The sequence below is a fragment of the Actinomadura parmotrematis genome (assembly GCF_019458805.1).
GTDB lineage: Bacteria > Actinomycetota > Actinomycetes > Streptosporangiales > Streptosporangiaceae > Spirillospora > Spirillospora parmotrematis.
On the sequence record NZ_JAIBOA010000011.1, the window covers coordinates 14,174 to 34,985 of the forward strand.

The 20,812-nt window shown below is 74.2% G+C and carries 19 protein-coding genes and 1 pseudogene; 9 read left to right on the plus strand and 11 right to left on the minus strand.

The window, feature by feature from the left end; all coding sequences use genetic code 11:
• Positions 1 to 20: 20 nt before the first annotated feature.
• From K1Y72_RS18210 to K1Y72_RS18235, 6 genes are all read right to left on the minus strand, one after another.
• Positions 21 to 1,247 carry a cytochrome P450 gene (locus tag K1Y72_RS18210; protein WP_220167561.1) on the minus strand — a complete coding sequence of 409 codons (1,227 nt, stop codon included), beginning with the start codon at positions 1,245 to 1,247 and terminating at the stop codon, positions 21 to 23.
• Between the two features lie 22 nt (positions 1,248 to 1,269).
• A complete protein-coding gene (locus tag K1Y72_RS18215) occupies positions 1,270 to 2,538 on the minus strand; it encodes a cytochrome P450 (protein WP_220167562.1) in 1,269 nt (422 codons plus the stop codon).
• A gap of 42 nt (positions 2,539 to 2,580) precedes the next feature.
• Positions 2,581 to 3,504, minus strand: a complete 924-nt coding sequence (locus tag K1Y72_RS18220) for an SDR family NAD(P)-dependent oxidoreductase (RefSeq protein ID WP_308287128.1) — start codon at positions 3,502 to 3,504, stop codon at positions 2,581 to 2,583.
• 154 nt (positions 3,505 to 3,658) lie between these two features.
• Positions 3,659 to 4,657, minus strand: a complete 999-nt coding sequence (locus K1Y72_RS18225; protein WP_220167563.1) for an MBL fold metallo-hydrolase — start codon at positions 4,655 to 4,657, stop codon at positions 3,659 to 3,661.
• A 2-nt stretch (positions 4,658 to 4,659) separates the two neighbouring features.
• Positions 4,660 to 5,820 (minus strand): steroid 3-ketoacyl-CoA thiolase, encoded by a 1,161-nt coding sequence (locus K1Y72_RS18230; protein WP_220167564.1) that lies wholly within the window; start codon positions 5,818 to 5,820, stop codon positions 4,660 to 4,662.
• An 86-nt stretch (positions 5,821 to 5,906) separates the two neighbouring features.
• Positions 5,907 to 7,193, minus strand: a complete 1,287-nt coding sequence (locus K1Y72_RS18235) for a cytochrome P450 (RefSeq protein ID WP_220167565.1) — start codon at positions 7,191 to 7,193, stop codon at positions 5,907 to 5,909.
• A 388-nt stretch (positions 7,194 to 7,581) separates the two neighbouring features.
• Between K1Y72_RS18235 and K1Y72_RS18240 the strand changes: the two genes are divergently transcribed.
• From K1Y72_RS18240 to K1Y72_RS18250, 3 genes are all read left to right on the plus strand, one after another.
• Positions 7,582 to 8,625 (plus strand): hypothetical protein, encoded by a 1,044-nt coding sequence (locus tag K1Y72_RS18240; protein ID WP_220167566.1) that lies wholly within the window; start codon positions 7,582 to 7,584, stop codon positions 8,623 to 8,625.
• A 288-nt stretch (positions 8,626 to 8,913) separates the two neighbouring features.
• Positions 8,914 to 11,754 carry an ATP-binding protein gene (locus tag K1Y72_RS18245; RefSeq protein ID WP_308287129.1) on the plus strand — a complete coding sequence of 947 codons (2,841 nt, stop codon included), beginning with the start codon at positions 8,914 to 8,916 and terminating at the stop codon, positions 11,752 to 11,754.
• A gap of 47 nt (positions 11,755 to 11,801) precedes the next feature.
• Complete coding sequence (locus K1Y72_RS18250; protein ID WP_220167567.1) at positions 11,802 to 12,782, plus strand: hypothetical protein; 981 nt, start codon at positions 11,802 to 11,804, stop codon at positions 12,780 to 12,782.
• On the opposite strand, the gene K1Y72_RS18255 is transcribed toward K1Y72_RS18250, so the two are convergent.
• On the minus strand, positions 12,763 to 13,521 hold the full coding sequence (locus K1Y72_RS18255; RefSeq protein WP_220167568.1) for a class I SAM-dependent methyltransferase: 759 nt from the start codon (positions 13,519 to 13,521) through the stop codon (positions 12,763 to 12,765). The genes K1Y72_RS18250 and K1Y72_RS18255 overlap by 20 nt on opposite strands.
• A 102-nt stretch (positions 13,522 to 13,623) precedes the next feature.
• On the opposite strand from K1Y72_RS18255, the gene K1Y72_RS18260 reads away from it, so the two are divergent.
• The 5 genes from K1Y72_RS18260 (at position 13,624) to K1Y72_RS18280 (ending at position 17,858) form a co-directional block, all read left to right on the plus strand.
• On the plus strand, positions 13,624 to 14,031 hold the full coding sequence (locus tag K1Y72_RS18260; RefSeq protein WP_220167569.1) for an SgcJ/EcaC family oxidoreductase: 408 nt from the start codon (positions 13,624 to 13,626) through the stop codon (positions 14,029 to 14,031).
• A gap of 33 nt (positions 14,032 to 14,064) precedes the next feature.
• Positions 14,065 to 15,003 (plus strand): RNA polymerase subunit sigma-70, encoded by a 939-nt coding sequence (locus K1Y72_RS18265; RefSeq protein WP_220167570.1) that lies wholly within the window; start codon positions 14,065 to 14,067, stop codon positions 15,001 to 15,003.
• Between the two features lie 72 nt (positions 15,004 to 15,075).
• Positions 15,076 to 16,173: an ABC transporter substrate-binding protein gene (locus tag K1Y72_RS18270; RefSeq protein ID WP_220167571.1), complete on the plus strand. Its 1,098-nt coding sequence runs from the start codon at positions 15,076 to 15,078 to the stop codon at positions 16,171 to 16,173.
• 120 nt (positions 16,174 to 16,293) lie between these two features.
• Positions 16,294 to 17,244: an RNA polymerase sigma-70 factor gene (locus K1Y72_RS18275; protein WP_308287130.1), complete on the plus strand. Its 951-nt coding sequence runs from the start codon at positions 16,294 to 16,296 to the stop codon at positions 17,242 to 17,244.
• 29 nt (positions 17,245 to 17,273) lie between these two features.
• Positions 17,274 to 17,858: an NADPH-dependent FMN reductase gene (locus K1Y72_RS18280; RefSeq protein ID WP_220167573.1), complete on the plus strand. Its 585-nt coding sequence runs from the start codon at positions 17,274 to 17,276 to the stop codon at positions 17,856 to 17,858.
• 213 nt (positions 17,859 to 18,071) lie between these two features.
• Here the strand turns inward: K1Y72_RS18280 and K1Y72_RS18285 are convergent.
• The 3 genes and pseudogenes from K1Y72_RS18285 to K1Y72_RS18295 form a co-directional block, all read right to left on the minus strand.
• Positions 18,072 to 18,227: pseudogene (locus K1Y72_RS18285) on the minus strand (DUF397 domain-containing protein); the annotation flags it as partial.
• A 329-nt stretch (positions 18,228 to 18,556) separates the two neighbouring features.
• Positions 18,557 to 18,748, minus strand: coding sequence for a DUF397 domain-containing protein (locus K1Y72_RS18290; RefSeq protein ID WP_220167574.1), 192 nt, complete (start codon positions 18,746 to 18,748; stop codon positions 18,557 to 18,559).
• Entirely contained in the window at positions 18,745 to 19,554 is an 810-nt protein-coding gene (locus K1Y72_RS18295; RefSeq protein WP_220167575.1) for a helix-turn-helix domain-containing protein, read from the minus strand. The genes K1Y72_RS18290 and K1Y72_RS18295 overlap by 4 nt, the downstream gene beginning before the upstream one ends.
• Positions 19,555 to 19,671: 117 nt before the next feature.
• Here K1Y72_RS18295 and K1Y72_RS18300 point away from each other — a divergent pair, with 117 nt between their 5' ends.
• Complete coding sequence (locus K1Y72_RS18300; RefSeq protein WP_220167576.1) at positions 19,672 to 20,115, plus strand: ATP-binding protein; 444 nt, start codon at positions 19,672 to 19,674, stop codon at positions 20,113 to 20,115.
• 59 nt (positions 20,116 to 20,174) lie between these two features.
• On the opposite strand, the gene K1Y72_RS18305 is transcribed toward K1Y72_RS18300, so the two are convergent.
• Positions 20,175 to 20,801, minus strand: a complete 627-nt coding sequence (locus tag K1Y72_RS18305; protein WP_220167577.1) for an NADPH-dependent F420 reductase — start codon at positions 20,799 to 20,801, stop codon at positions 20,175 to 20,177.
• Between the last annotated feature and the right edge of the window lie 11 nt (positions 20,802 to 20,812).

The following is a 20,812-nucleotide window of genomic DNA, read 5'->3' on the forward strand; positions in this document are numbered from 1 at the left end:
GGCTCACGCACCGCTCCCGTTCACTCGCGGATCGCCGGGCGCGTGCGCACCGGCAGTTCCTTCACACCGTTGATGAAACTAGACCTTAGCCTCCGGACGTTACCGGAGAGTTCAATATTGGGCATGGTGTCCAAAAGTGTTTGGAAGAGCACACGGAGCTCCAGCTTCGCCAGGTGCGAACCGAGGCAGAAGTGGGGCCCGCCGCCGCCGTAGCCGAGGTGGGGGTTGGGGGACCGGCCGATGTCGAACACGCCGGGGTCGGCGAACGCGGCGGCGTCCCGGTTGGCCGAGGAGTAGAACACCACGACCTTGTCCCCGGCGCTGATCTTGCGGCCGCGCAGCTCGGTGTCGCGGACGGCGGTGCGCTTGAACAGGTTGACCGGGGTGACCCAGCGGACGATCTCGTCGGCGGCGGTGTCCACCAGGGACGGGTCGGCGCGCAGCCGGTCCCACTGGTCGGGGTGCTCGAAGAAGGCGAGCATCCCGCCCGAGGCGGCGTTGCGGGTCGTCTCGTTGCCGGCGACCGACAGCAGCAGGACGAACAGCTCGAACTCGTCGCCGCTGAGGACGCCGCCGTCGGGGCCGGGGTCCAGGAGCCTGGTGACGATGTCGTCGGCGGGGCTCTCCCGGCGGGCGGCGGCGAGCTCGTTGGCGTAGGCGTAGAGCTCGGCGGCGGCCTGCGCGCCGTCCTCGGGCGAGCCCTGGAACTCGGGGTCGTCGGCGCCGATCAGCGTGTTGGACCAGTGGAAGATCTTCTCGCGGTCCTCGGGCGGGGCGCCGAGCAGCTCGCAGATGACGTAGAGGGGCAGCGGCGCCGCGAGGTCGCGGACGAAGTCGCCCTCGTCCGGCGCCTCCTCGACGAGGCGCCGGCAGATGTCGCGGATGTGCCCCTCCAGGGCGCCGATCGCGCGCGGGGTGAAGCCCCGGTTGACGATGGAGCGCTTGCGCGAGTGCTCGGGCGGGTCCTGGTTCAGCATCATCATCCGCTGCAGCGCGAGCTGCTCGGGGACGGGCTCCTCGAACAGCGCGAGCCGCTCGTAGGAGGAGAACACCTCCGGGTGGCGCGAGACGTGCACCACGTCCTCGTGGAGCGTGATCGCCCAGAACGGGGGGTTGCCCCGCGCGGGGTCGCCCTGGTGCCGGTGCACGGGGTCGTGCTCGCGCAGCCAGGCGAACTGGTCGAGCGGGATGCCGCCGCGCTCGTAGACGCCGGGGTCGACCAGGTCGATCTCGGGTGTGCCGCTCATCTCGCGCCTCCTCGGGGTGGTGCTACTCGGTCCGTGCTCGGGTGCCGCGGCGCGCCGAGGGGGTGAACTCGACGCGCAGCTCCTTGACGCCGTTGACGAAGTTGGAGCGGAGCCGGCGGGCCTCGCCGGCCGGCCGGATGTCGGGCATCCGGTCGAGGATCGCCTCGAACAGCACGGTCAGCTCCAGCCGGGCCAGGTGGGTGCCGAGGCAGAAGTGCGGGCCGCCGCCGCCGAACCCGACGTGCGGGTTCGGGTCGCGGCCGATGTCGAAGGTGAACGGGTCGTCGATGACGCGCTCGTCGCGGTTGGCCGAGCCGTAGAACACGACGACCTTGTCGCCGGCCTTGATCTGCTTGCCGCCGAGCTCGGTGTCCCGGGTGGCGGTGCGGCGGAACAGGTTGATCGGGCTGGTCCAGCGGACGATCTCGTCGGGCGCGGTGCGCAGCAGCGCCCGGTTGGCCTGGAGGCGCGCCCACTGGTCGGGATGCTCGAAGAAGGCGAGCATCCCGGCGACCGACCCGTTGCGGGTGGTCTCGTGCCCGGCGATCGTCAGCATCAGCAGGAAGAGCTGGAACTCCTCGGTGCTGAGGCGGGCGCCGCTCTCGTCGGGCTGCAACAGCTTGGAGGCGATGTCGTCGCGGGGCTCGGCCGCGCGCTCGGCGGCGAGCCGGGCGGCGTAGTCCATCAGCTCGCCGGCGAAGACCTTGGCCTCCTCCTTGGCGCCGTTCAGCTCCGGGTCGGCGAACCCGATGATCTTGTTGGACCACTCGCAGATCATCTCCCGGTCGGTGACCGGGGCGCCGAGCAGCTCGCAGATGACGTAGGCGGGCAGGTGGGCGGCGATGTCCTCGACGAAGCACGCCTCGCCGCGCTCCACCACGTCGTCGATCAGCTCGTGGCAGATGTCGCGGATGTGCTCTTCCAGCTGCTTGATCATCCGGGGCGTGAAGCCGCGGTTGACCTTGGACCGGTTCCGGGTGTGGTCCGGCGGGTCCTGGAACAGCATCATCATGCCGTAGAGCAGGATCTCGTCGTCGGTGAACTCCTCGTACATCGAGGTGCGCACGTGGCTGGAGAACAGCTGCGGGTTGCGCGACACGTGCACCACGTCGGCGTGCCGGGTGACCGCCCAGAAGCCGGGGACGCGCTCGTCCAGGTCGTAGTGCCAGTGGACGGGGTCGTGGTCGCGCAGCCAGGTGAACGCCTCGTGCGGGATGCCGCCGCGCTCGTAGATCGCCGGGTCGATGATGTCGATCTCGGGGGTGCCGTTGCTGTCGGTCTCGCGGGCCATCGGGGTCCTTCCGCGGGTGGGGGCCGGTCGGTCGGGCGGGCGTCAGCCGGTCGGTCGGTCGTCGAACTTCAGGGACGCGGCGGCGGAGAAGCCCGCCTCGCCGGTGGAGATCGCGGGACCGAGGGCCGCGGCCAGACCGGCCGGGGTCCACACGTCGTCGCTGGTCACCAGGTGCGCGACGGTGGGCGGCGCCATGACGGCGACGCGCCCCCCGTACACCACGAACACCTGGCCGGTGACCCGCTCGGCGGCGGGCGAGGCCAGGTAGGAGACCAGCGGTGCGACGTGGTCCACTGACAGGGGGTCGGCCCCCTGCGCGGGTGCCGGGCCGAAGACATCGGCGGTCATGCCGGTCCTGGCCCGGGGGCAGATGGCGTTGGCGCGGACGCCGTAGCGGGCGCACGCCTGCGCGGTCGAGAGGGTCAGCGCGGCGATGCCGGCCTTGGCGGCGGCGTAGTTGGGCTGGCCGGGCGCGCCGAGCAGGAACGCCTCGGACGCGGTGTTGACGATCCGGCCGTAGACGGGGGCGCCCTCCTGCTTGGACAGGCCGCGCCAGTACGCGGCGGCGGCCCGCGAGGTGACGAAGTGGCCGCGCAGGTGCACGCGGACGACGGCGTCGAAGTCCTCGTCGGACATGTTGAAGATCATCCGGTCCCGGGTGAAGCCGGCGTTGTTGACCACGGCGTGCAGGCCGCCGTAGGCCGCCACAGCGGTCTTCACGAGGGCCTCGGCGGTCGCGGCGTCGGCGACGTCGCCGGTGTGCACGACGGCGGCGCCGCCCGCCTCCTCGACCAGCGCGGCGGTCTCGTGCACCGCCCCGCCCGGCAGGTCGTTCAGCACGACCCGGGCCCCGGCTCCGGCCAGCGCGACGGCCTCGGCCCGGCCGAGCCCCTGCCCGGCCCCGGTGACGACGGCCACCCGGCCGTCCATCCCCGTCCCCGCGGAGCTCTCGTCCTGTTCGGTCACGCCCGTCCTTCCCAGCCGTCCCGCGTCGCGCCGCGCAGGACTCGTGACTAAGCGCTTGCTTGGTAATGGATCTAGAACAGGTTCTAACATGAGACTGGAGTCTCATCAAGGGTCTCGTCCGCGGGTGTGACGCGCGTCGCAGCGCGGCCCGCGGTCAGGCGACGACGAAGCGGAGCGGCTCGCCGTCCCCGGCGCGGCGGGCGATGCCGCGCCGCTCCAGCACGCGCAGGTGCGCGGCGGCCTCCCCGGCGGCCATCCGGCGGGCCTGCCGCGTCATCTCCGCCCAGGGATGCCGCCAGGTCAGCCCGGCGGTGAGGTCCCAGAGCGAGACGGGCCGCCCCGACAGCAGGTCCAGCACCTCGGCGATGCGCTCCTCGTGGTGCGCGACGATCTCGGCGGCCCGGTCCGACAGGCCGGTGAACCGGTACTGGTGGGCGGGCAGCACCTGGTCGGCGGGCAGGCCGCCGACCTTGCCGAGCGAGCCGAGGAAGTCGCCGAGCGGGTCGACGCCCGGCAGGTCGTAGGGGTAGAGGCCGATGTGCGGGGTGATGCGGGGCAGCACGTGGTCGCCGGTGAAGACCCGGCCGGTGTCCTCTAGGTGCAGGCAGATGTGGCCGGGGGAGTGGCCGGGGGTGTGGATCGCGCGGAGCGCCCGGCCGGGCAGGTCGACCAGGTCGCCGTCGGCGAGCTCGCGGTCGGGGACGGCGGGCGGGTCGACGCGGCCCTCCCCGGACGCGACCGCCACCTCGTCGGCGGGCGCGCCGGCGCGGCGCAGCGCGGCGCTCTCCCAGCTCCGGTCGGCGTCCTCGCGCACCGCGTCGTGGAACATCCGGACGACGGCGGCGTCCGCGCCGTGCATGGCGATCCACGCGCCGGAGGCCGCGCGGACCCGCCCGGCGAGGCCCGCGTGGTCGGGGTGGTAGTGCGTGACGACGACGCCGTGCACGTCGGCGATGTCCATGCCGAAGGTGGCGAGGCCGTCCTTCAGCACCGCCCACGCCTCCTCGTGCTCCCACCCGGCGTCCACCAGGACCGGCCCGGACGGGCTCTCCAGCGCGTAGACCAGCGTGTAGTTGAGCGGGTTGCCGGGGATCGGGACGGGAACGCTCCAGACGCCCCCGCCGAGGTCCTCGGGCGCCGGCCGGGCCGCCACCCTCAGATCCGCTCGATGATCGTGGCGGTGGACAGCGCGCCGCCGCAGCACATCGTGACGAGCGCGGTCTGCCCGTCGCGGCGCTCCAGCTCGTGCAGCGCGCTCGTGAGGAGCCGCGCGCCGGTCGCCCCGACCGGGTGGCCGAGCGCGATCGCGCCGCCGTTGACGTTCACCGTGTCCATGTCCGGCTCGTGGACGCTCGCCCACGACAGGACGACGGAGGCGAACGCCTCGTTGATCTCGGTGACGTCGATGTCGCCCATCGTCATGCCGGCCCGCGCGAGGACCCGCTCGGTCGACTGCACCGGCCCGTCCAGGTGGTAGTACGGCTCGGACCCGACGAGCGCCTGCGCGCGGATGCGGGCGCGCGGCCGCAGCCCGAGCTGCTGCGCCATCTCCTCGGACATGACGAGCACGGCCGAGGCGCCGTCGGAGATCTGCGAGGACGTGCCGGCGGTGTGCACGGCGCCCTCGCCGAGGACGGGCTTCAGCTTGGCGAGGCCCTCGACGGTCGTCTCGCGGAGGCCCTGGTCGCGGGTCACCGTGCGGGTCTCGCCCGTCTCCTCGCCCTCGGCGTCCAGCACCGGCGCGTCGATCGGGGCGATCTCGCGGTCGAAGCGGCCGTCCGCCCACGCCTTGGCGGCGCGCTGCTGCGAGCGCGCCCCGAAGGCGTCGACGTCGGCGCGGGTGAGGCCGCGCCGCTGGGCGATGCGCTCGGCGGCCTCGAACTGGTTCGGCATGTCCAGGGACCAGTCGGCCGGGCGCGGGCTGGCCGGCAGCACGTTGCTGCCGAGCGGCGCCCGGCTCATCACCTCCACGCCGCAGCCGATCGCCACGTCCACCACGCCGGCGGCGACCTGGGACGCGGCGAGGTGCACCGCCTGCTGCGCCGAGCCGCACTGGGCGTCGATGGTGGTGACGCCGGTCTGCCAGGGCAGCCCCGCGTACAGCCAGGCGTAGCGGCCGACGTGGCCGCCCTGCTCGCCCGCCTGCGTCACGCAGCCGGCGAAGACCTGCTCCACCAGGGCCGGGTCGACGCCGGCGCGCTCCACGACCGCGTTCAGCGCGTGCGCGAGGACGGCCTGCGCCTTGAGGCCGGCCAGCCATCCGTTGCGCTTGCCCAGCGGCGTGCGCACCGCTTCGACGATCACCGGGGTGCCCATGCGGTCTCCTTCTAGAACGGAATTCAGCTTCGACTGTAACGTGTTCTAGTTTTGTTCGGTAGGGGAGGCCGCGCGGGCGCCGGCGGTCAGGCGTAGCGGACGCGCAGCTCCTTCACGCCGTTCAGCCAGGCCGAGCGGAGCCGGCGCGGCGCGCCCGCCCGGGCGATGCCCGGCATGAGGTCGGCGATCGCGTCGAACATCAGCGAGATCTCCAGCCGGGCCAGGTTCGCGCCGATGCAGTAGTGCGCGCCGGTGCCGCCGAAACCGAGGTGCGGGTTCGGGTCGCGGGCGATGTCGAACCGCTCGGGGCGGTCGAACACCTCCTCGTCGAAGTTGGCGGAGCTGTAGTACATGGCGAGCCGGTCGCCGGCCCGGATCGCGACCCCGCCGATCTCGGTGTCGCGGACGGCGGTTCGCTGGAACGCCGTCACCGGCGTCGCCCACCGGACGATCTCGTCGGCGGCGGTCGCGGGCCGCTCGGCCTTGTACCGCTCCCACTGCTCCGGGTCGTCGAAGAAGGCGTTCATGCCGTGGGTGATGGCGTTGCGGGTCGTCTCGTTGCCGGCCACCGCGAGCAGGATCATGAAGTAGCCGAACTCGTCGTCGGTGAGCGCCTGCCCGTCCACGTCGGCCTGCACGAGCCGGGTGACGATGTCGTGCGCGGGGCAGCCGCGGCGCTCCTCGGCGAGGCCCATCGAGTAGCCGATGATCTCGGCGGCGGCGCAGGCGGGGTCGGCGTCGTACTCGGGGTCGTCGTAGCCGAGCATCTGGTTCGACCACTCGAACAGCCGGCCCCGGTCGGCCTGCGGGACGCCCATCAGTTCGGCGATCGCCTGCAGCGGCAGCTCGGCGGCGATCTCGCTGACGAAGTCGCCCTCGCCGCCCCGGCGGGCGGCCTCGTGCACGATCCGCTCGGCGCGGTCGCGCAGCGCGTCGTGCAGGCCGTTCACCACGCGCGGGGTGAAGCCGCGCGAGACGATGCGGCGCAGCTTGGCGTGCTGCGGCGCGTCCATGTGGAGCAGCAGGCTCTCGCGCTGGAGGTCCAGCTCCGCGGCGCCGAAGCTCTCGTTGAAGCGGATGACCGAGCCGTTGGCGTTGGCCGAGAACAGCTCGCCGTCGCGGGAGATCTCCTTGATGTGGGCGTGCTTGCTGATCACCCAGAAGCCGTCGTCGTCGAAGCCGGTGCGGCCGCGCGGCTGGGCGTTCCAGAACGGGCGGGCGGTGCGGCGCAGGGCGGCGAACTCGGCGAGCGGGACGCGCTCGGCCATGAGGTCGGGGCTGCTGAAGTCGAAGCCCGCCGGGACGGCGGTCTCCGGGGCGGCGGCCTGCGGGGTGGTCTGCGGGGTGGCGGTCTCCGGTGCGGTGGCGGTCATGCGTGCTCCTCGGCCCTCGCGGCGACTCGGGATCGGCCTCACCGTAGAACCGGTTCCGCGGTGCTTTCAAGAGCGAATGAGACTCCAGTCTCGACTAATGTCTTGAACAAGCGATTGGTTGATTACCGGGGGCGGGCACCCTTTTCATCAGGCGAAATGGCGCGCCGGGGGGCCATTATCTGAAAGCCGTGAGGGGTCAAGGGGAGAAGGCCGCGAATGCGGGTGACGTTGGTCACGGCCCGGCTCGGCTTTGACTAGAACGTGTTCTTGTTCCTCGGGTGAGCGTGGACCGGCGCCGTCCCTTACCCTGAACGGGCAGGCGGGGCCCCGGGGCGCCGCCTGCGGTGAGACCCGCGCTCAGCCCCGCCTCGGAGAGCCCGCAATGCCCATGGCAGATGATTCGCAGCCCGTGTTCGACGAGGACTTCGTCAAGGGCGCGGCCTACACCGAGCCATCCGCCGCCGAACGGGCCCGCCGGCCCGGCCGCCGGGAGCGCCTGCGCGCCCGCCGCGCGGCCCTGCGCGCCCGGCGCGCCGTGCGGGCCGGGGCGCGCCGCACCGGCCCCGACCCGGTGCGGGCGGGCCGGCGCGCCGTCGTCCAGGTCATCGCGGGCCTGCTCGTGCTGCTGCTCCTCTCGGTCGGGCTGTGGTGGATGAACCGGCCGAAGGCGTCGTCCGCGCCGCCCGGCGCCGCGAAGCCGCCGAGCGCGGTCGTCCCGCCGCTCCCGAGCACCGACCCCCGCGACCCGTTCGCCGCGTCGCCGGCGGCCGACTACGCCAGCGGCGCCGCCGGGATCGCCCTGCCGCCGCCCGCGGCCGCCGCCGGGATGAGCGCCGCCCAGGTCAAGGAGGGCCTCGACCGGGTCCGGCTGATGATGATCGCCGCCAACCTCGACGAGGCGACGGTCTTCCGGGGCGACAGCTCCTCCTTCCGCAAGACGCTGGAGCCCGCCCAGCTCGCCCAGATGAAGAAGGACCTCGACGACCCCCGCCGCGCCGGCGCCGCCGCCTGGGTCACCACCTTCGCGCCCGGCAGCGCCGAGCAGACCGTCCGCACCGTCAAGGTGCACGGCACCGGCAGCGCCGCCGCCGCCGAACGGGACGGCCGCAAGGGCCTGATGGTGAAGACCGACCACAACTTCGTCTACGCCGTGCACCCGCCGGCGCGCCCGGACGCGGTGCAGCGCGTCGTGCAGCGCTGGACGAGCGACTACTTCGTGTACGCCGAAGGCGGCGAGGTCCACGTGTGGATCACCAAGGCCGTGCACTACTCGGCCCCGGTGCGCTGCGACGTCAAGGACGGCCTGGTCCACCCGCAGTACTCGAAGACCTCGCCCGGCGCCGGCCCCGGCGGCGCGAACCAGCACGATCCCTACGACCTCAGCCGGCCGATCGCCCCCTCGGACGTCTGCGGCCGGGTCGCGCAGGTCTGATCCCCGGGAGGACCGCTGAACGTCGACCTCGTCCTGCTGCCGCGCGTCGCCTACCGGGACCGGGAGGTCACCGGGCCGCGGCCGCGCGGCCTGCTCGCGCTGCTCGCCGAGCGCCCCGGCGCGGGGCGGCCCGCCGCCGCGCTCGTCGCGGGGCTCTGGCCCGAGGAGCGGCCCGCCAACCCGGCCAAGGCGCTGCAGGTCGTCGTCGCGCGGACCCGCGCGCAGCTCGGCGACGGCGTCATCGCCCGCACCCCCGACGGGTATCGGCTGGCGCTCCGCGACGACCAGGTGGACGCCTCCGCCGTCCTCGCCCGCGCCGCCGACGCCGCGCGGCACGCGCGCACCGGCGACCACGTCGCCTCGCTCGCCGCCGCCGAGGACGGCCTCGCGCTGTGGGACGGCGCCCCCGCGCCCGGCGACGGCGGCCCGCTCGCCGCGCTGCGCGCCGAGCGGGAGGCCGCGCACCGCGCCCTGGAGCGCGCGCGGGCGCTCGCGCTCGCCCGCCTCGGCCGCCACGGCGAGGCCGCCGGGCCGCTCGAAGCGCTCGCCGCCGCGCACCCGCGCGACGAGGAGGTGCTCGCCGAGCTGCTGCGCGGCACCGCCGCGACCGCCGGGCCGTCCGCCGCGCTGGACCGCTACGAGGACCACCGGCGGCGCCTCGCCGAGGAGCTCGGCACCGATCCGGGCGCCGGGCTGCGCGCCCTGTACCGGCGGCTGCTGGACGAGCGGGCGCCGCGCGTCCGGCACGGCGTCGCGCACGAGCCGAACCCGCTGCTCGGCCGGGACGCCGACGTCGCCGCCGTCGCGGGCCTGCTCCGCGCCTGGCGGGTGGTGTCGGTGGCCGGGCCCGGCGGGCTCGGCAAGACCCGGCTGGCGCACGCCGTCGCGCGCGGCGCCGAGCAGCGCACCGTCCACTTCGTCCCGCTCACCGGCGTGCCGGCGGGCGCCGACCCCGACGAGGTCGCCGGGGCCGTCGCCGCCGCCGTCGGCGCGGGCGAGATCCCCGCCGCCCCCGGCCTGCGCGCGGACGCGGCCGCCCTCGTCGCCGCCGCGCTCGGCCCGGACGCGCTGCTGGTGCTCGACAACTGCGAGCACGTCGTGGACGGCGCCGCCGAGCTCGCCGGCGCCCTCGTCGCCACCACCCGCGACGTGCGGGTCCTCACCACGACCCGCGCGCCGCTCGGCCTGTCGTCGGAGGCGGTGTACGCGCTGCCCGAGCTCGCCGCCGCGACGGCCGCCGAGCTGTTCGTCCAGCGGGCCCGCGCCGCGCGGCCCGCCGCCGACCTGCCGGACGCCGCCGTCGCCGAGATCTGCGCGCACCTGGACGGGCTGCCGCTCGCGGTGGAGCTCGCGGCGGCGCGGGTGCGCGCCATGTCCGCCGCCGACATCGCCCGCGCCCTCGACGACCGGTTCGGGCTGCTGCGCGGCGGCCCCCGCGACGCGCCCGCCCGGCACCGCACCCTGCACGCCGTCGTGAACTGGAGCTGGAACCTGCTCGCGCCGTCCGAGCGGGAGGCGCTGCGGCTCCTGTCGGTGTTCCCCGGCGGGTTCACCGCGGACGCCGCCCGCCTGCTCGGCGCGGACGGCGCGCTGGAAGGGCTCGTCGAGCAGTCCCTGCTGAAGGTCGCCGACACCCCGGCGGGCGCCCGCTTCACCATGCTGGAGACCGTCCGCGAGTTCAGCGCGCTGCGCCGCGAGGAGGCCGGCGACACCGCCCGCGCCGCCGCCGGGATGCTGGCCTGGGCGCGCGCGTTCGGCGCCGCCCACCACGCGGCGATCTACGGTCCGTCGCCCACCCCGTCCCTGGAGCGCATCCGCGCCGAGCAGGACAACCTCGCCGAGGCGGCGCGGCGGGCGCGCGCGGCGGGCGACGCCGAGGCGGCCGCCGCCGTCCTCGCCGTCCTCGGCGGCCTGTGGCTGATCGAGTGCCGCTACAACCGGGTCGTCCTGCTGGTGAAGGAGCTCGGCGAGCCGCTGGACGCCCTCGACCCCGCGCCGGACTTCGCCGACACCGCCCGCACCGCCCTCGTCACCCGGACGGTGCTGGAGGGCATGCTGCAGGACGACGACTCCCTCGCCGTCCCCGAGACGCTGCGCCGCCTGCCGCCCGGACGGACCGACACCCTGGCGGGCGCGGTCGCGCTGCTGCTCTGCACGGAACCGGGGGAGTACCCCGCGCTCCGCGCCCGCGGGCCGCTCATGGACGGGCTGGTCTCGCTCCTCGACGGCTACGCCGCGGAGAAGCGCGGCGACGTCGAGCACGCGGTCGCCGCGACCGAGCGCGCCCACGAGCGGCTGGCGGCGGGGCGCGCGCCGTGGCTCGCCAACGCCGCCCTCTACCGGCTGTCGGAGCTCGGGATGCACACCGAGCGGTTCGCCGACATCATCGGCTGGCTGGAGGCGGCGCTCGCGGGGCTGCGCGAGCTCGGCGCCTGGCCCGACGTCCTCGGCGCGGGCTGGGGCCTCGCGATGTCGCACCTCGGCCTCGGCCGCGTCGCGGAGGCCGAGCGCTGGCTGGAGTACGCCCGCAACTCCGGCCTGGACGACCAGCTCGGCCTGGACGCCTACGTGGCGGGCATGCGCGGCGAGATCGCGCTCTGCCGCGGCGACGTCGACGGCGCGCTGCGGCAGTGGGGCCGGGCCGTCCGCTGGCTGCGCGACGCCGAGGCCGCCACGTGCCCCGAGCAGGACATCTGGCGGGGACCGTGGGCGCTGGAGAACCTCTCCGCCGCCGTCGTCGCGCACGCCCGCGCGGGCCGCCTGGACGGCGTCCCCGAGGTCGCGGAGATGGCGGACCGGCTGCCCGCGATGGCGCTGCGGCTGCTGGACGGCACCCCGCCGACGGGCGCCCTCTACACCGCCGACCTGCCGGTGTGGGGCGTGCTGATCGTCGCGATCGGGATGACGGCCCGCGCCCGCGGCGACCACGCCCGCGCCGCCCGCCTCATCGCGCTGGCGGAGCGGCTGCGGTTCCTGCCGAACTTCCAGCCGACGATGAACCGCGCCCGCGCCCGCGCCGACGCCGAGGACTCCGACGCCGCCGCCTACGCCGCCGCCGTCACCGAGTTCGCCGGCCTCGACCGCGACTCCCTCCGCGAGGCCGCCCGCACCGCCCTGACCGCCCCCTGACCGCACGGCCCCCTCCCCATGATCATCCGGCGCGTAGGGTCGCCGTCGTGAAGCGCCTCGCCCCGCACCGCCCGGCCGCGCTCGCCGCGGCCCTCCTGGCCTGCGCCTGCGCGCCCGTGTCCCCGCCGCGCGCGCCCGCCGCCGTCACCGCGCCGGCGGTCCCGCCGCCGGCGGCGCCCGGCCCGCGCAACGGGCTGAGGACGATCGCGACGTACGGCCCGCACTCCGGATCCGCGACCGTCGGGACATTCCACGCGCGCAAGGGGAGCCTGTGGCTGCTGGTCGACTGCCAGGGGGACCGGGGGCTCGTCCTCGTCGTGCCCGAGATCACCGACATGCCGCTGCCCTGCGTGCCCGGGGAGGCGAACCGCACGGCCAACGAGCTCGTCCTGGCCCGCGACCGCCCCCGGCTCACCGTCCGTGTCGAGGCGAGCCCGGGAACCCGCTGGGGCGTCCGCGTCCAGCAGGGCGCCGGACCCCGCCTCGGCCCGCCCCTGCCGCCCGAACGCGACGACCCCTCCCCGCCCAGCGCGGTGCCCGGCGCCCGCGCCCCCCGGCCGCCGTCCCCGACCGCGAGCCGGCCCGCTCCTAGCACCCGGCCGCGGGAACCGGCCGCCGTCGCCGCACGTCGCACCGGCATGGAGACCACCGACGGGGCGCCCGGCACCGCTCATCTCGACGCCCCGGACGGTGAGGAGGCGGCCCGGCTCGTGCTGGCCATGGTCGTGCTCGTCCCGCGCGGGGACGAGGCGGAGCGGGCCGGGCCGCACGTCATGGAGCTGGCCGCGCGGGCGTTCGCGGCGGTGGACCGGCGGCCGCTGGAGACCGGCTGCGGCCACGCCGAGGGCCACCCCGGCGCCGCCGGCCCGACGTTCGAGGAGTGGGCCGACGCCGTCCGCGACCTCTCCCACCCGGAGGGACGGTGGAACGCCCGCCGCGGCGAATGGAGCTGCCCCCGCCACCTCGCCGAGCTCGCCGACAGGACGCTGCAGCAGATCGCCCCCGCGCTCAGGGGCGGCGGGCGGTGACGATCCAGGCGCGCGAGTCGAAGAGGACGCCGTCCTCGCCCAGGTGCGCGGCGAGCGTCGCGCGCAGGCGCCCGAGCGCGCGCTCGGCGTCGGCCGGGCCCATGCGCTCCAGCGCCTCGCGGGTGGAGACGAAGCCGCGCACCCAGGCCAGGGCGGCGTCCACGTCCGGCCCGTAGTAGACGGGTTCGCGGACATCGGCGAAGGCGGTGCCGGTGAAGCCCGCTCCCGCGAGGAGCCGCTCCACGGCCGCCGGGTCGGCGAGCGAGAACGGGTCGGGCCCGGTGCCCGGGGACGTCGCGAGGGCGCGGCGGACGGCGACGTCCCACGCGTTGGCCTCGGCTGCCTGCCACACCATCATCACCAGGCGTCCGCCCGGGCGGAGCGCCCGCCCGATGTTGGCGAACGCGGCGGCGGGGTCGGCGAAGAACATCGTGCCGAACCGGCTGACCGCGACATCGAAGTACGCGCCGGGGAACGGGTGGACCTGCGCGTCGGCGCACTCGAACGCGACGTTGGGGAGACCTTCGGCCAGGGCGCGGGCGCGCTCGACGGCGGCCGAGGCGACGTCGACGCCGAGCGCCTCGCCCGTCCCGGCGGCCCGCGCGGCGTCCCTGGTCGTCCGCCCGGCGCCGCACCCGACGTCGAGCACGCGGTCACCGGCCCGGACGCCCCAGGCGCGGCGCAGTGCCCGCCCGTGCCGTTCCAGCTCGGCGTCGTAACCGCTCGCGAGGTGCCGCATCCCGTTCCTTTCCGGTCGGCGCGATGAATCGCCGGGCGCTCGCCGGTATGTACCCGTGCGACCGTCCCCATCCCTCGGGGAGGCGCGGGAGGAGAAGAGACCATGGCCGAGAACCGGCAGCACGACGTGGCCGCCATCAAGGACGTCCTGGCGGACCTCTACAAGGCGTGGGACGCCGGCGACGCCGACGCCTTCGTCAAGGACTACACCGAGGACGCCACCTCGTTCACGCCCGGCGTCGCCCGCACGTCCCGCGAGGAGGTCCGGCGGGGCATGGCGGCGGGCTTCGCGTCCCGCCTCAAGGGCAGCACGACCGCCGACCGGCTGGTGAGCGTGAGGTTCCTCGGCCGGGACGCCGCGGTCGCGGTGAGCGAGACCGCCGTCCGGTTCGCGGGAGAGGCCGAGGTCCCCGCCGGGCGCGCGGTGAACGCGACCTGGGTGCTGGAGAAGCGCGACGGCGCCTGGCTGATCGCGGCGTACCACAACAGCCCGGCCGTCCTGCCGGGCTGACGTAGGATCGGCCGGCGGAGAGGACGTGGGCGCGTGACGGAGGTGGACGGGGACTTCGACCTCCGGGTCGAGCCGTTCCGGGCGGAGCTGCTGGCGTACTGCTACCGGATGCTCGGCTCGGCGCACGACGCCGAGGACCTCGTCCAGGAGACGTACCTGCGGGCGTGGCGGGCGCGCGAGCGGTACGACGCGTCGCGCGCCTCGCTGCGCACGTGGCTCTACCGGATCGCGACGAACGCGTGCCTGACCGCCCTGGAGGTCCGCGGCCGCCGGCCCCTGCCGTCGGGGCTGGCGGCCGCGTCGGACCCGCGCGGCCCGCTCGTCCGCGGCGAGGACGTCCCCTGGCTCCAGCCGCTGCCGGACGCGTGGCTGGACCCGGCCCGGACCGCGATCGACCGCAGCAGCCTGCGGCTGGCGTTCGCCGCCGCCCTGCAGCACCTGTCGGCGCGCGAGCGCGGCGCCCTCATCCTGCGCGACGTGCTGGGCTTCTCCGCCGCCGAGGCGGCGGAGATCCTCGGCAGCACCACCGCGTCGGTCAACAGCGCCCTCCAGCGGGCGCGCGTCCGGGTGAAGGACGCCGGCACCGGGCGGGAACCGTCCGCGGCCGAGCAGCGCGCGTGGGTCGACCGCTACATGCGGGCCTTCGAGCGCGCCGACGTCGAGGGCCTCAAGCGGCTGCTCACCGAGGACGTCGTCATGGAGATGCCGCCGATGCTCAACTGGTTCGCGGGCCGCGGCAACTACGGCGTGTTCATGGACTGGGTCTTCGCGGCGTCCGGAACGGACTGGCACCTGGAGCCCCTGGCGGCCAACGGCCAGCCCGGCTTCGCCGCCTACCGCCGCCGCGAGCTCCACACCGTGCAGCTCTTCACCGTCGCCGACGGCGGCATCACCCGCACCACGGTCTTCCAGGACCCCGACGTCTTCGCCCTGTTCGACCTCGCCCCCACCCTCGGCGGCCCCCGCCCGTGATCAGGAACGGGACGTCGGGTGCGTACGATTCGGTCGGACCGTATCCACTCGCCATGAACGGGGCATCCGAGCATGAACACGCCGCCATCGCCGCCCGGACCACGACGGGCCGACGGGCCGCCGGTCCTGATCGGCGCCCTCGCCCCGCTGACGCCGCCCGGCTGGGTCGGGGCGGGCCGGCACCTGCTCGCCGGCCTCGAACTGGCCCTCGACGAGGTCAACGGCGCCGGCGGGATCGGCGGAGCGCCGCTGGAGCTGCTGGTCCGGGACACCGCGGCCGATCCGCAGCGGGCCGTGGCGGCCGTGGACGAGCTGGCGCGCGCGGGCGTGCGGTGCCTGGTGGGGGAGTACCACAGCGTCGTCGCCCGTGCGGTCGCCGCCAGGGCCGACGCGCTCGGCCTGCCGTACCTCTGCTCGTCGGCCGTCCTCGACGCGCTCACCGAGCAGCCCACGGAACGGGTCGCCCGCCTGGCCCCGGCGCAGTCCCGGGGGTGGCGGATCTACGCGGACTTCCTGCTGGGCGCGGGCCACGACCGGATCGCCGTGGCGGTCGAGCCGAGCGTCTACTGGGCGTCCGGGACCCGCATCCTCCGGGACCACCTCGCCCCGCGCGGCGGCACCGTCGTCGAGCTCGACGCGCGTGCGCTCACCCCGGCGCAGATCTGCGACGCGCTCGCGGACGACGGGGCGACGGCCCTGCTGCTGCTGGTCGGCCATCCGGAACCGGCCGTGCCGATCGTCCGGGCCGTCCGCCGCGACCTGCGCCTCACCGGGATCCTGATCGGCGCGCCGGCCGGCCAGCCGGAACTCGCCGAATGGGCGGCGCTGCTGGGCGACGACGGCGCGGCGGTCCCGTTCCTGCGCTACCTGCCCGAGCGGTTCGGCCCGCTGGGCGCGCGCGTCGACGCGGCCCTCCGCGAGCGGCTGGGCGAGGAGCCGTCCTTCGTCGCCTTCGAGGGCCACGACACGATCACCGTCCTCGCCGAGGCGCTGCGTACCGGGGCCGAGGACGGACTCTGGTCGCGCGTCGCCGTCGAGGGCACGCGCGGGCGCATCGCCTTCTCCCGCGTGCCGGGGATCGGCGTCCGGCAATGGGCGTGGCCGCCGATCCAGGTCGCCGATCGGGATCCGGCGGAACCCGCTCGCTTCCGGGTCCTGCACACCGGTTGAGACGGCGGCCCGGCGGGACGGATCGGGGAGTTTCTTCCGTTTCCGTGTCACAGCCGGGCGGGCCGTCTTGTCTCAGGTGATGAAGGCGGACGCGACGCGGGGGAGCTGAGGATCATGCCGGTGCGAGGCGGTCACGGGGAGCACGGCTCCGCCGGTTCCCGGGCCGAGGAGTTCGAGGACCTGCGGCCGCTGCTGTTCTCGATCGCCTACCGGATCCTCGGCAGCGTCGCGGAGGCCGAGGACGCCGTCCAGGAGACCTGGCTGCGCTACGACGCCGCCCGGGCCGTCCCCGGCTCGCCCCGGGCGTACCTGTCGGCCGCCGTCACCCGCGTCTCGATCAACGTGCTGCGGTCGGCGCGCGTCCGCCGCGAGGAGTACGTCGGGGACTGGTTCCCCGAGCCGCTGCTCGCCGACCCCTACGAGGACCCCGAGCGGGCGGCGGAGCTCGCCGACTCGGTCTCGATGGCGGCGCTCCTGCTGCTGGAGCGGCTCAGCCCCCTCGAACGGGCGGCGTTCGTGCTGCGGGAGGTGTTCGGGTTCGAGTTCGGCGAGATCGCCTCGGCGGTCGGCCGGTCGGAGTCCGCGTGCCGCCAGCTCGTGGTGCGGGCCCGCCGCCACATGGGCGACGGGCGCCCGCGGTTCGAGGCCGACCGGCACGAGCGCGCGGAGCTCGCGACGCGGTTCTTCGCCGCCCTCGCCGGCGGCGACGTCGACGGGCTCCGCGAGCTGCTCGCCGCCGACGTCCGGCTGGTCGCCGACAGCGGCGGCAAGGCCCCGCAGTGGTCCGGGGGCTTCGCCGGCGCCGCCGGGGTGTCCGAGGTGCTCACCACCTTCCTGCCGCCGTTCGTCCGCAACGGCGGCGCCATCGAGCCGCACCCGGTGAACGGCCAGCCGGGCGCGATCTTCCGCGCCCGCGACGGCAAGGTCGTCAACGTCTGGGCGCTCGACGTCCGGGACGGCCGGATCCAGACGATCCGCACGGTCACCAACCCCGACAAGCTCGGGCACATCGGACCGGTGGCGGACGCCTGGGCCGTCCTGAACGAAACGCTCCGCACCCTTCCCGAGTAAGAACACCCTGCACGACAGGAGATTTCGCCATGCCCAGAATCGGCATCGTCATCGGCAGCACCCGCCCCGGCCGCAACGGCGAGCAGGTCGCCCGCTGGGTCCACGACACGGCCACCGACCACGCGTCCGGCGCCACGACCTTCGAGCTGATCGACCTGGCCGACCACGCGCTCCCGCTGCTGGACGAGCCCGTCCCCGCCGCCCAGGCGCCGGGCGGCCACCCGCACACCCGCCGCTGGGCCGAGCGGATCGGCGCCTGCGACGCCTACATCTTCGTCACGCCCGAGTACAACACGGCCCCGCCCTCGTCCCTGACCAACGCCATCGACTACCTGCACGGCGAGTGGGCCTACAAGCCGGTCGCCTACGTCGGCTACGGCATCTACGGTGCCGTCATGGCCGTCCAGAAGCTCCGCGCGCAGGCGGGCGTCCTTCGCATGGCCGACATCGCCCCGCAGGTGGCCCTGACCCTGACCGAGGACTTCACCAACTACACGGACTTCCGCCCCCGCCCCCACCACACCCCGCAGCTCCACGCCCTCCTCGACGAACTCCTCACCTGGACGCAGGCCCTCGCCCCCCTCCGCACCCCCACCCCCGAGAAAGTGGCGTAAAGGCGGCCCCCCCGCCGTCCGTACTCCACGGATCTTCAAACCGCACCCGAACGGGTTGAGATGCGGCGTGTTGGGCTCGTCAGAGATCGAAAACGCCCAACACGCCGCATCTCAACTTCTGGCGACCGTCTGGTCACGACGCTGCGCGAACGCGCGAGCGCCCCCGGGACGATGGCCCCGTGGCCCCGTGGCCCCGTGGCCCCGGGTCGTGGATCAGTTGGCCTTGAGGGTGGTGAGGAGGGTGGCCAGGGTGGCGCGGGTGAGGGTGAGGTGGCCCGCGTCGGGCGCCTTGGAGTCGCGTAGTGCCACGATCCGCCCGAGGCCGGCGAGTTCGATGCAGTCGCCGCCTTGGAGGGTGCTGCGGGAGGACTTGCGCCAGGTGGTCTTGCACTGCCGCCTTGGTCACGCTCCGGACGCGGCCGGAGTTCTCGTGTCCTTCAGCAAAGCTCTTCTTAGGGGCGGGCGATAGGCGCGCCCTGGATTTGTAGCCGCCTTAATACGCGAGTGCCCCGAACCGATGGGTTCCGGGCACTCGGGCCGGTCGCCTTGACCGTCCATGACCACCCGGTCACTGCGGGTTGAGATGCGGCGTGTTGGCCGTTTTCGATCTCGAAAACGGCCAACACGCCGCATCTCAACTTTGGGCGACCGGGTGGTCATGGGCGAGGGGGCGGCCGGTCATCGCCGGCCGGGCTTGATCAGTTGGCCTTGAGGGTGGTGAAGAGGGTGGCGAGGGTGGCGCGGGTGAGGGCGAGGTGGCCTGCGCCGGGTGCCTTGGAGTCGCGTAGGCCGACGGTGCCAGGGCTGGCGGCCCTATAGCCGAGGTCGGCCAGTTCCACGCAGTCGCCGCCCTGTGCGTTGCTGTGTGACGACTTCCGCCAATTGATCACTTCATGTCCTCCATGGCCTGTTCGATCAGCCTTCGTGAGGCGTCATCTGGAAGGCTCTGGGCGCTGATCCTGTCCCAGCGGACGCCGAAATCACGAGCCTCGGCGCCGTTAAGGATCAGTCTGCCGCCGCCGTGGGCCTCCGTCCAGGCCACGTCGCATTCCTCCACGGAGAGGATCTTGAACGCGCCGTCCAGGCCGATCGTCGCTCCGGCGCTTCGCGGCAGAATGCGCACAATGGCGCTCTGTTCTTGGCTGAGTCCCAAAAGATGTGCGAGCTGTTCGCGCATGACATGACACCCACCTACGGGCCAAGTGATGACGTTCTCGGACAGAATGGCCATTACAAGAGGGCGTGGCGAGCGTTGCAGGATCGCTTGCCGGGCGAGGCGAGCGCTCACCTCCGCCTCGACGTCTTGGGCGCCTGCTGCCGTGAAAAGGGCTCGGGCGTAGGCGTCTGTCTGAAAGAGGCCAGGTATCAGTGACGCCTCGTAGGCTTTGATCACCGAGGCTCGGGTCTCGTATTCGACGTGCTCCTTGAACCAGTCCGGATCATGGCCGAGCTTGGCGTAAACGAGCAGTCGAAGGAAGTGGCCGCCGGTTGCGAAATGCCTGTCGAGTGCGGCGGCTTGTTTCTCGTCGATCCGCAGGGCTCCCGACTCCAGCCGGGAAACAGTGGAGCGGACGACGCCGATGATCCTCCCGAAAGTCTCGCCGCTCATGCGTGCCCGTGTGCGGTAAAAGCGCAGGTCGTGGGCGAGCCACGCCCACATGGAGGACATCGGGTCAGGCGAGGGACGGCTGCTCATGGATCGTCCTCTGGGGAGGCAAGTGTTTCTGTCTGTTGCGGTGGTTCCAGGGAACGGCGACATTGAGCCCGAGTCAACGGAAAGTGAGGTGTCCGTTACGGAGGCGACAGGGGTGAGGTGAGGCGTTGTGGCCAGGTCGGAGGGGAAGCCGGTGGTGCCGGTGGAGGGGGTGACGTCGTTGGTGGTGCCGTCGGTGCCGGAGTCGATCAGGTCCGCGCGGGGGTCGTAGGCCGGTGGTTCGAGGCGAAGGGGTTCGATGACGACTCCGCCTACGTCGCCGAGACCGTGGTGAGCGAGCTGGTGACCAACGCCTACAAGCACGCCGCCGGGGCGGGGGAGGGCATCGTGGTGCGGCTCTTCTCGTCGGAGGGCGGGCCGGTGGTGGAGGTGTGGGACCGGAGCGAGCAGCCGCCGGTCGTCCAGCCGCTCCGGCTGCACGGGACGAGCGGGCGCGGGCTGGCAATGGTGGAAATGCTGGCCGAGGCGTGGGGGTACAACCCGCTCGCGTCGGGGGGCAAGGCCGTGTTCGCGGTGTTGCGGGCGGTGCGGGAGCCGGGGTGAGGGTGGGAAAGAGGGGAGGGCGGGCCGGAGGATTCCGGGCCGCCCTCCCAGAGCGTGCGTCAGGACTTGTTCAGCAGGGCGTTCAGGTCGTGGGCCGTCAGTTCCGCGCCGTAGGGCGGGGTGCCGGGCTGGTGCTTGCGGCCGCCCCGGCCCAGGGTGCCGGCGTCGACGGCGTCGAAGCCGATGGCGGAGATCAGGTCGCCGACGGCGTTCTTGGTGTCGGTGTCGTTGCCCGAGACGGGGATCGCCGTGCGGGCCGGGTCGCCCGCGGGACGCCCGCGGTCGCGCAGGTGCTCCCAGTAGATCGCGTTGAACGCCTTGACGACGTCGGCGCCGGTGAACTCCTGGACCTTCTCGCTGGACGTCGTCGCGTCCGCGTCCAGGTCGGCGTCCTGGCCGTCGCGCTCCGGGTAGTAGTTCATGGTGTCGATCACCACCTTGTCCCGCAGCTCGGCGGCGGGCAGCTCGCGGTAGCGGCCGTAGGGGATCGACACGACGACGATCTCGCCGAAGGCGGCCGCCTCCTGGGCGGTGCCCGCCTTCAGGCCGCCGCCGATCTCGGCGACGAGGTCGGCCAGGGTCTCCGGGCCGCGCGAGTTGGCGATGACGACGTCCTCGCCGAGGTCGGTGAAATGGCGGGCCAGGGTGGAGCCGATGTGGCCCGCTCCGATGATTCCGATGCGCATGCGTGACTCCT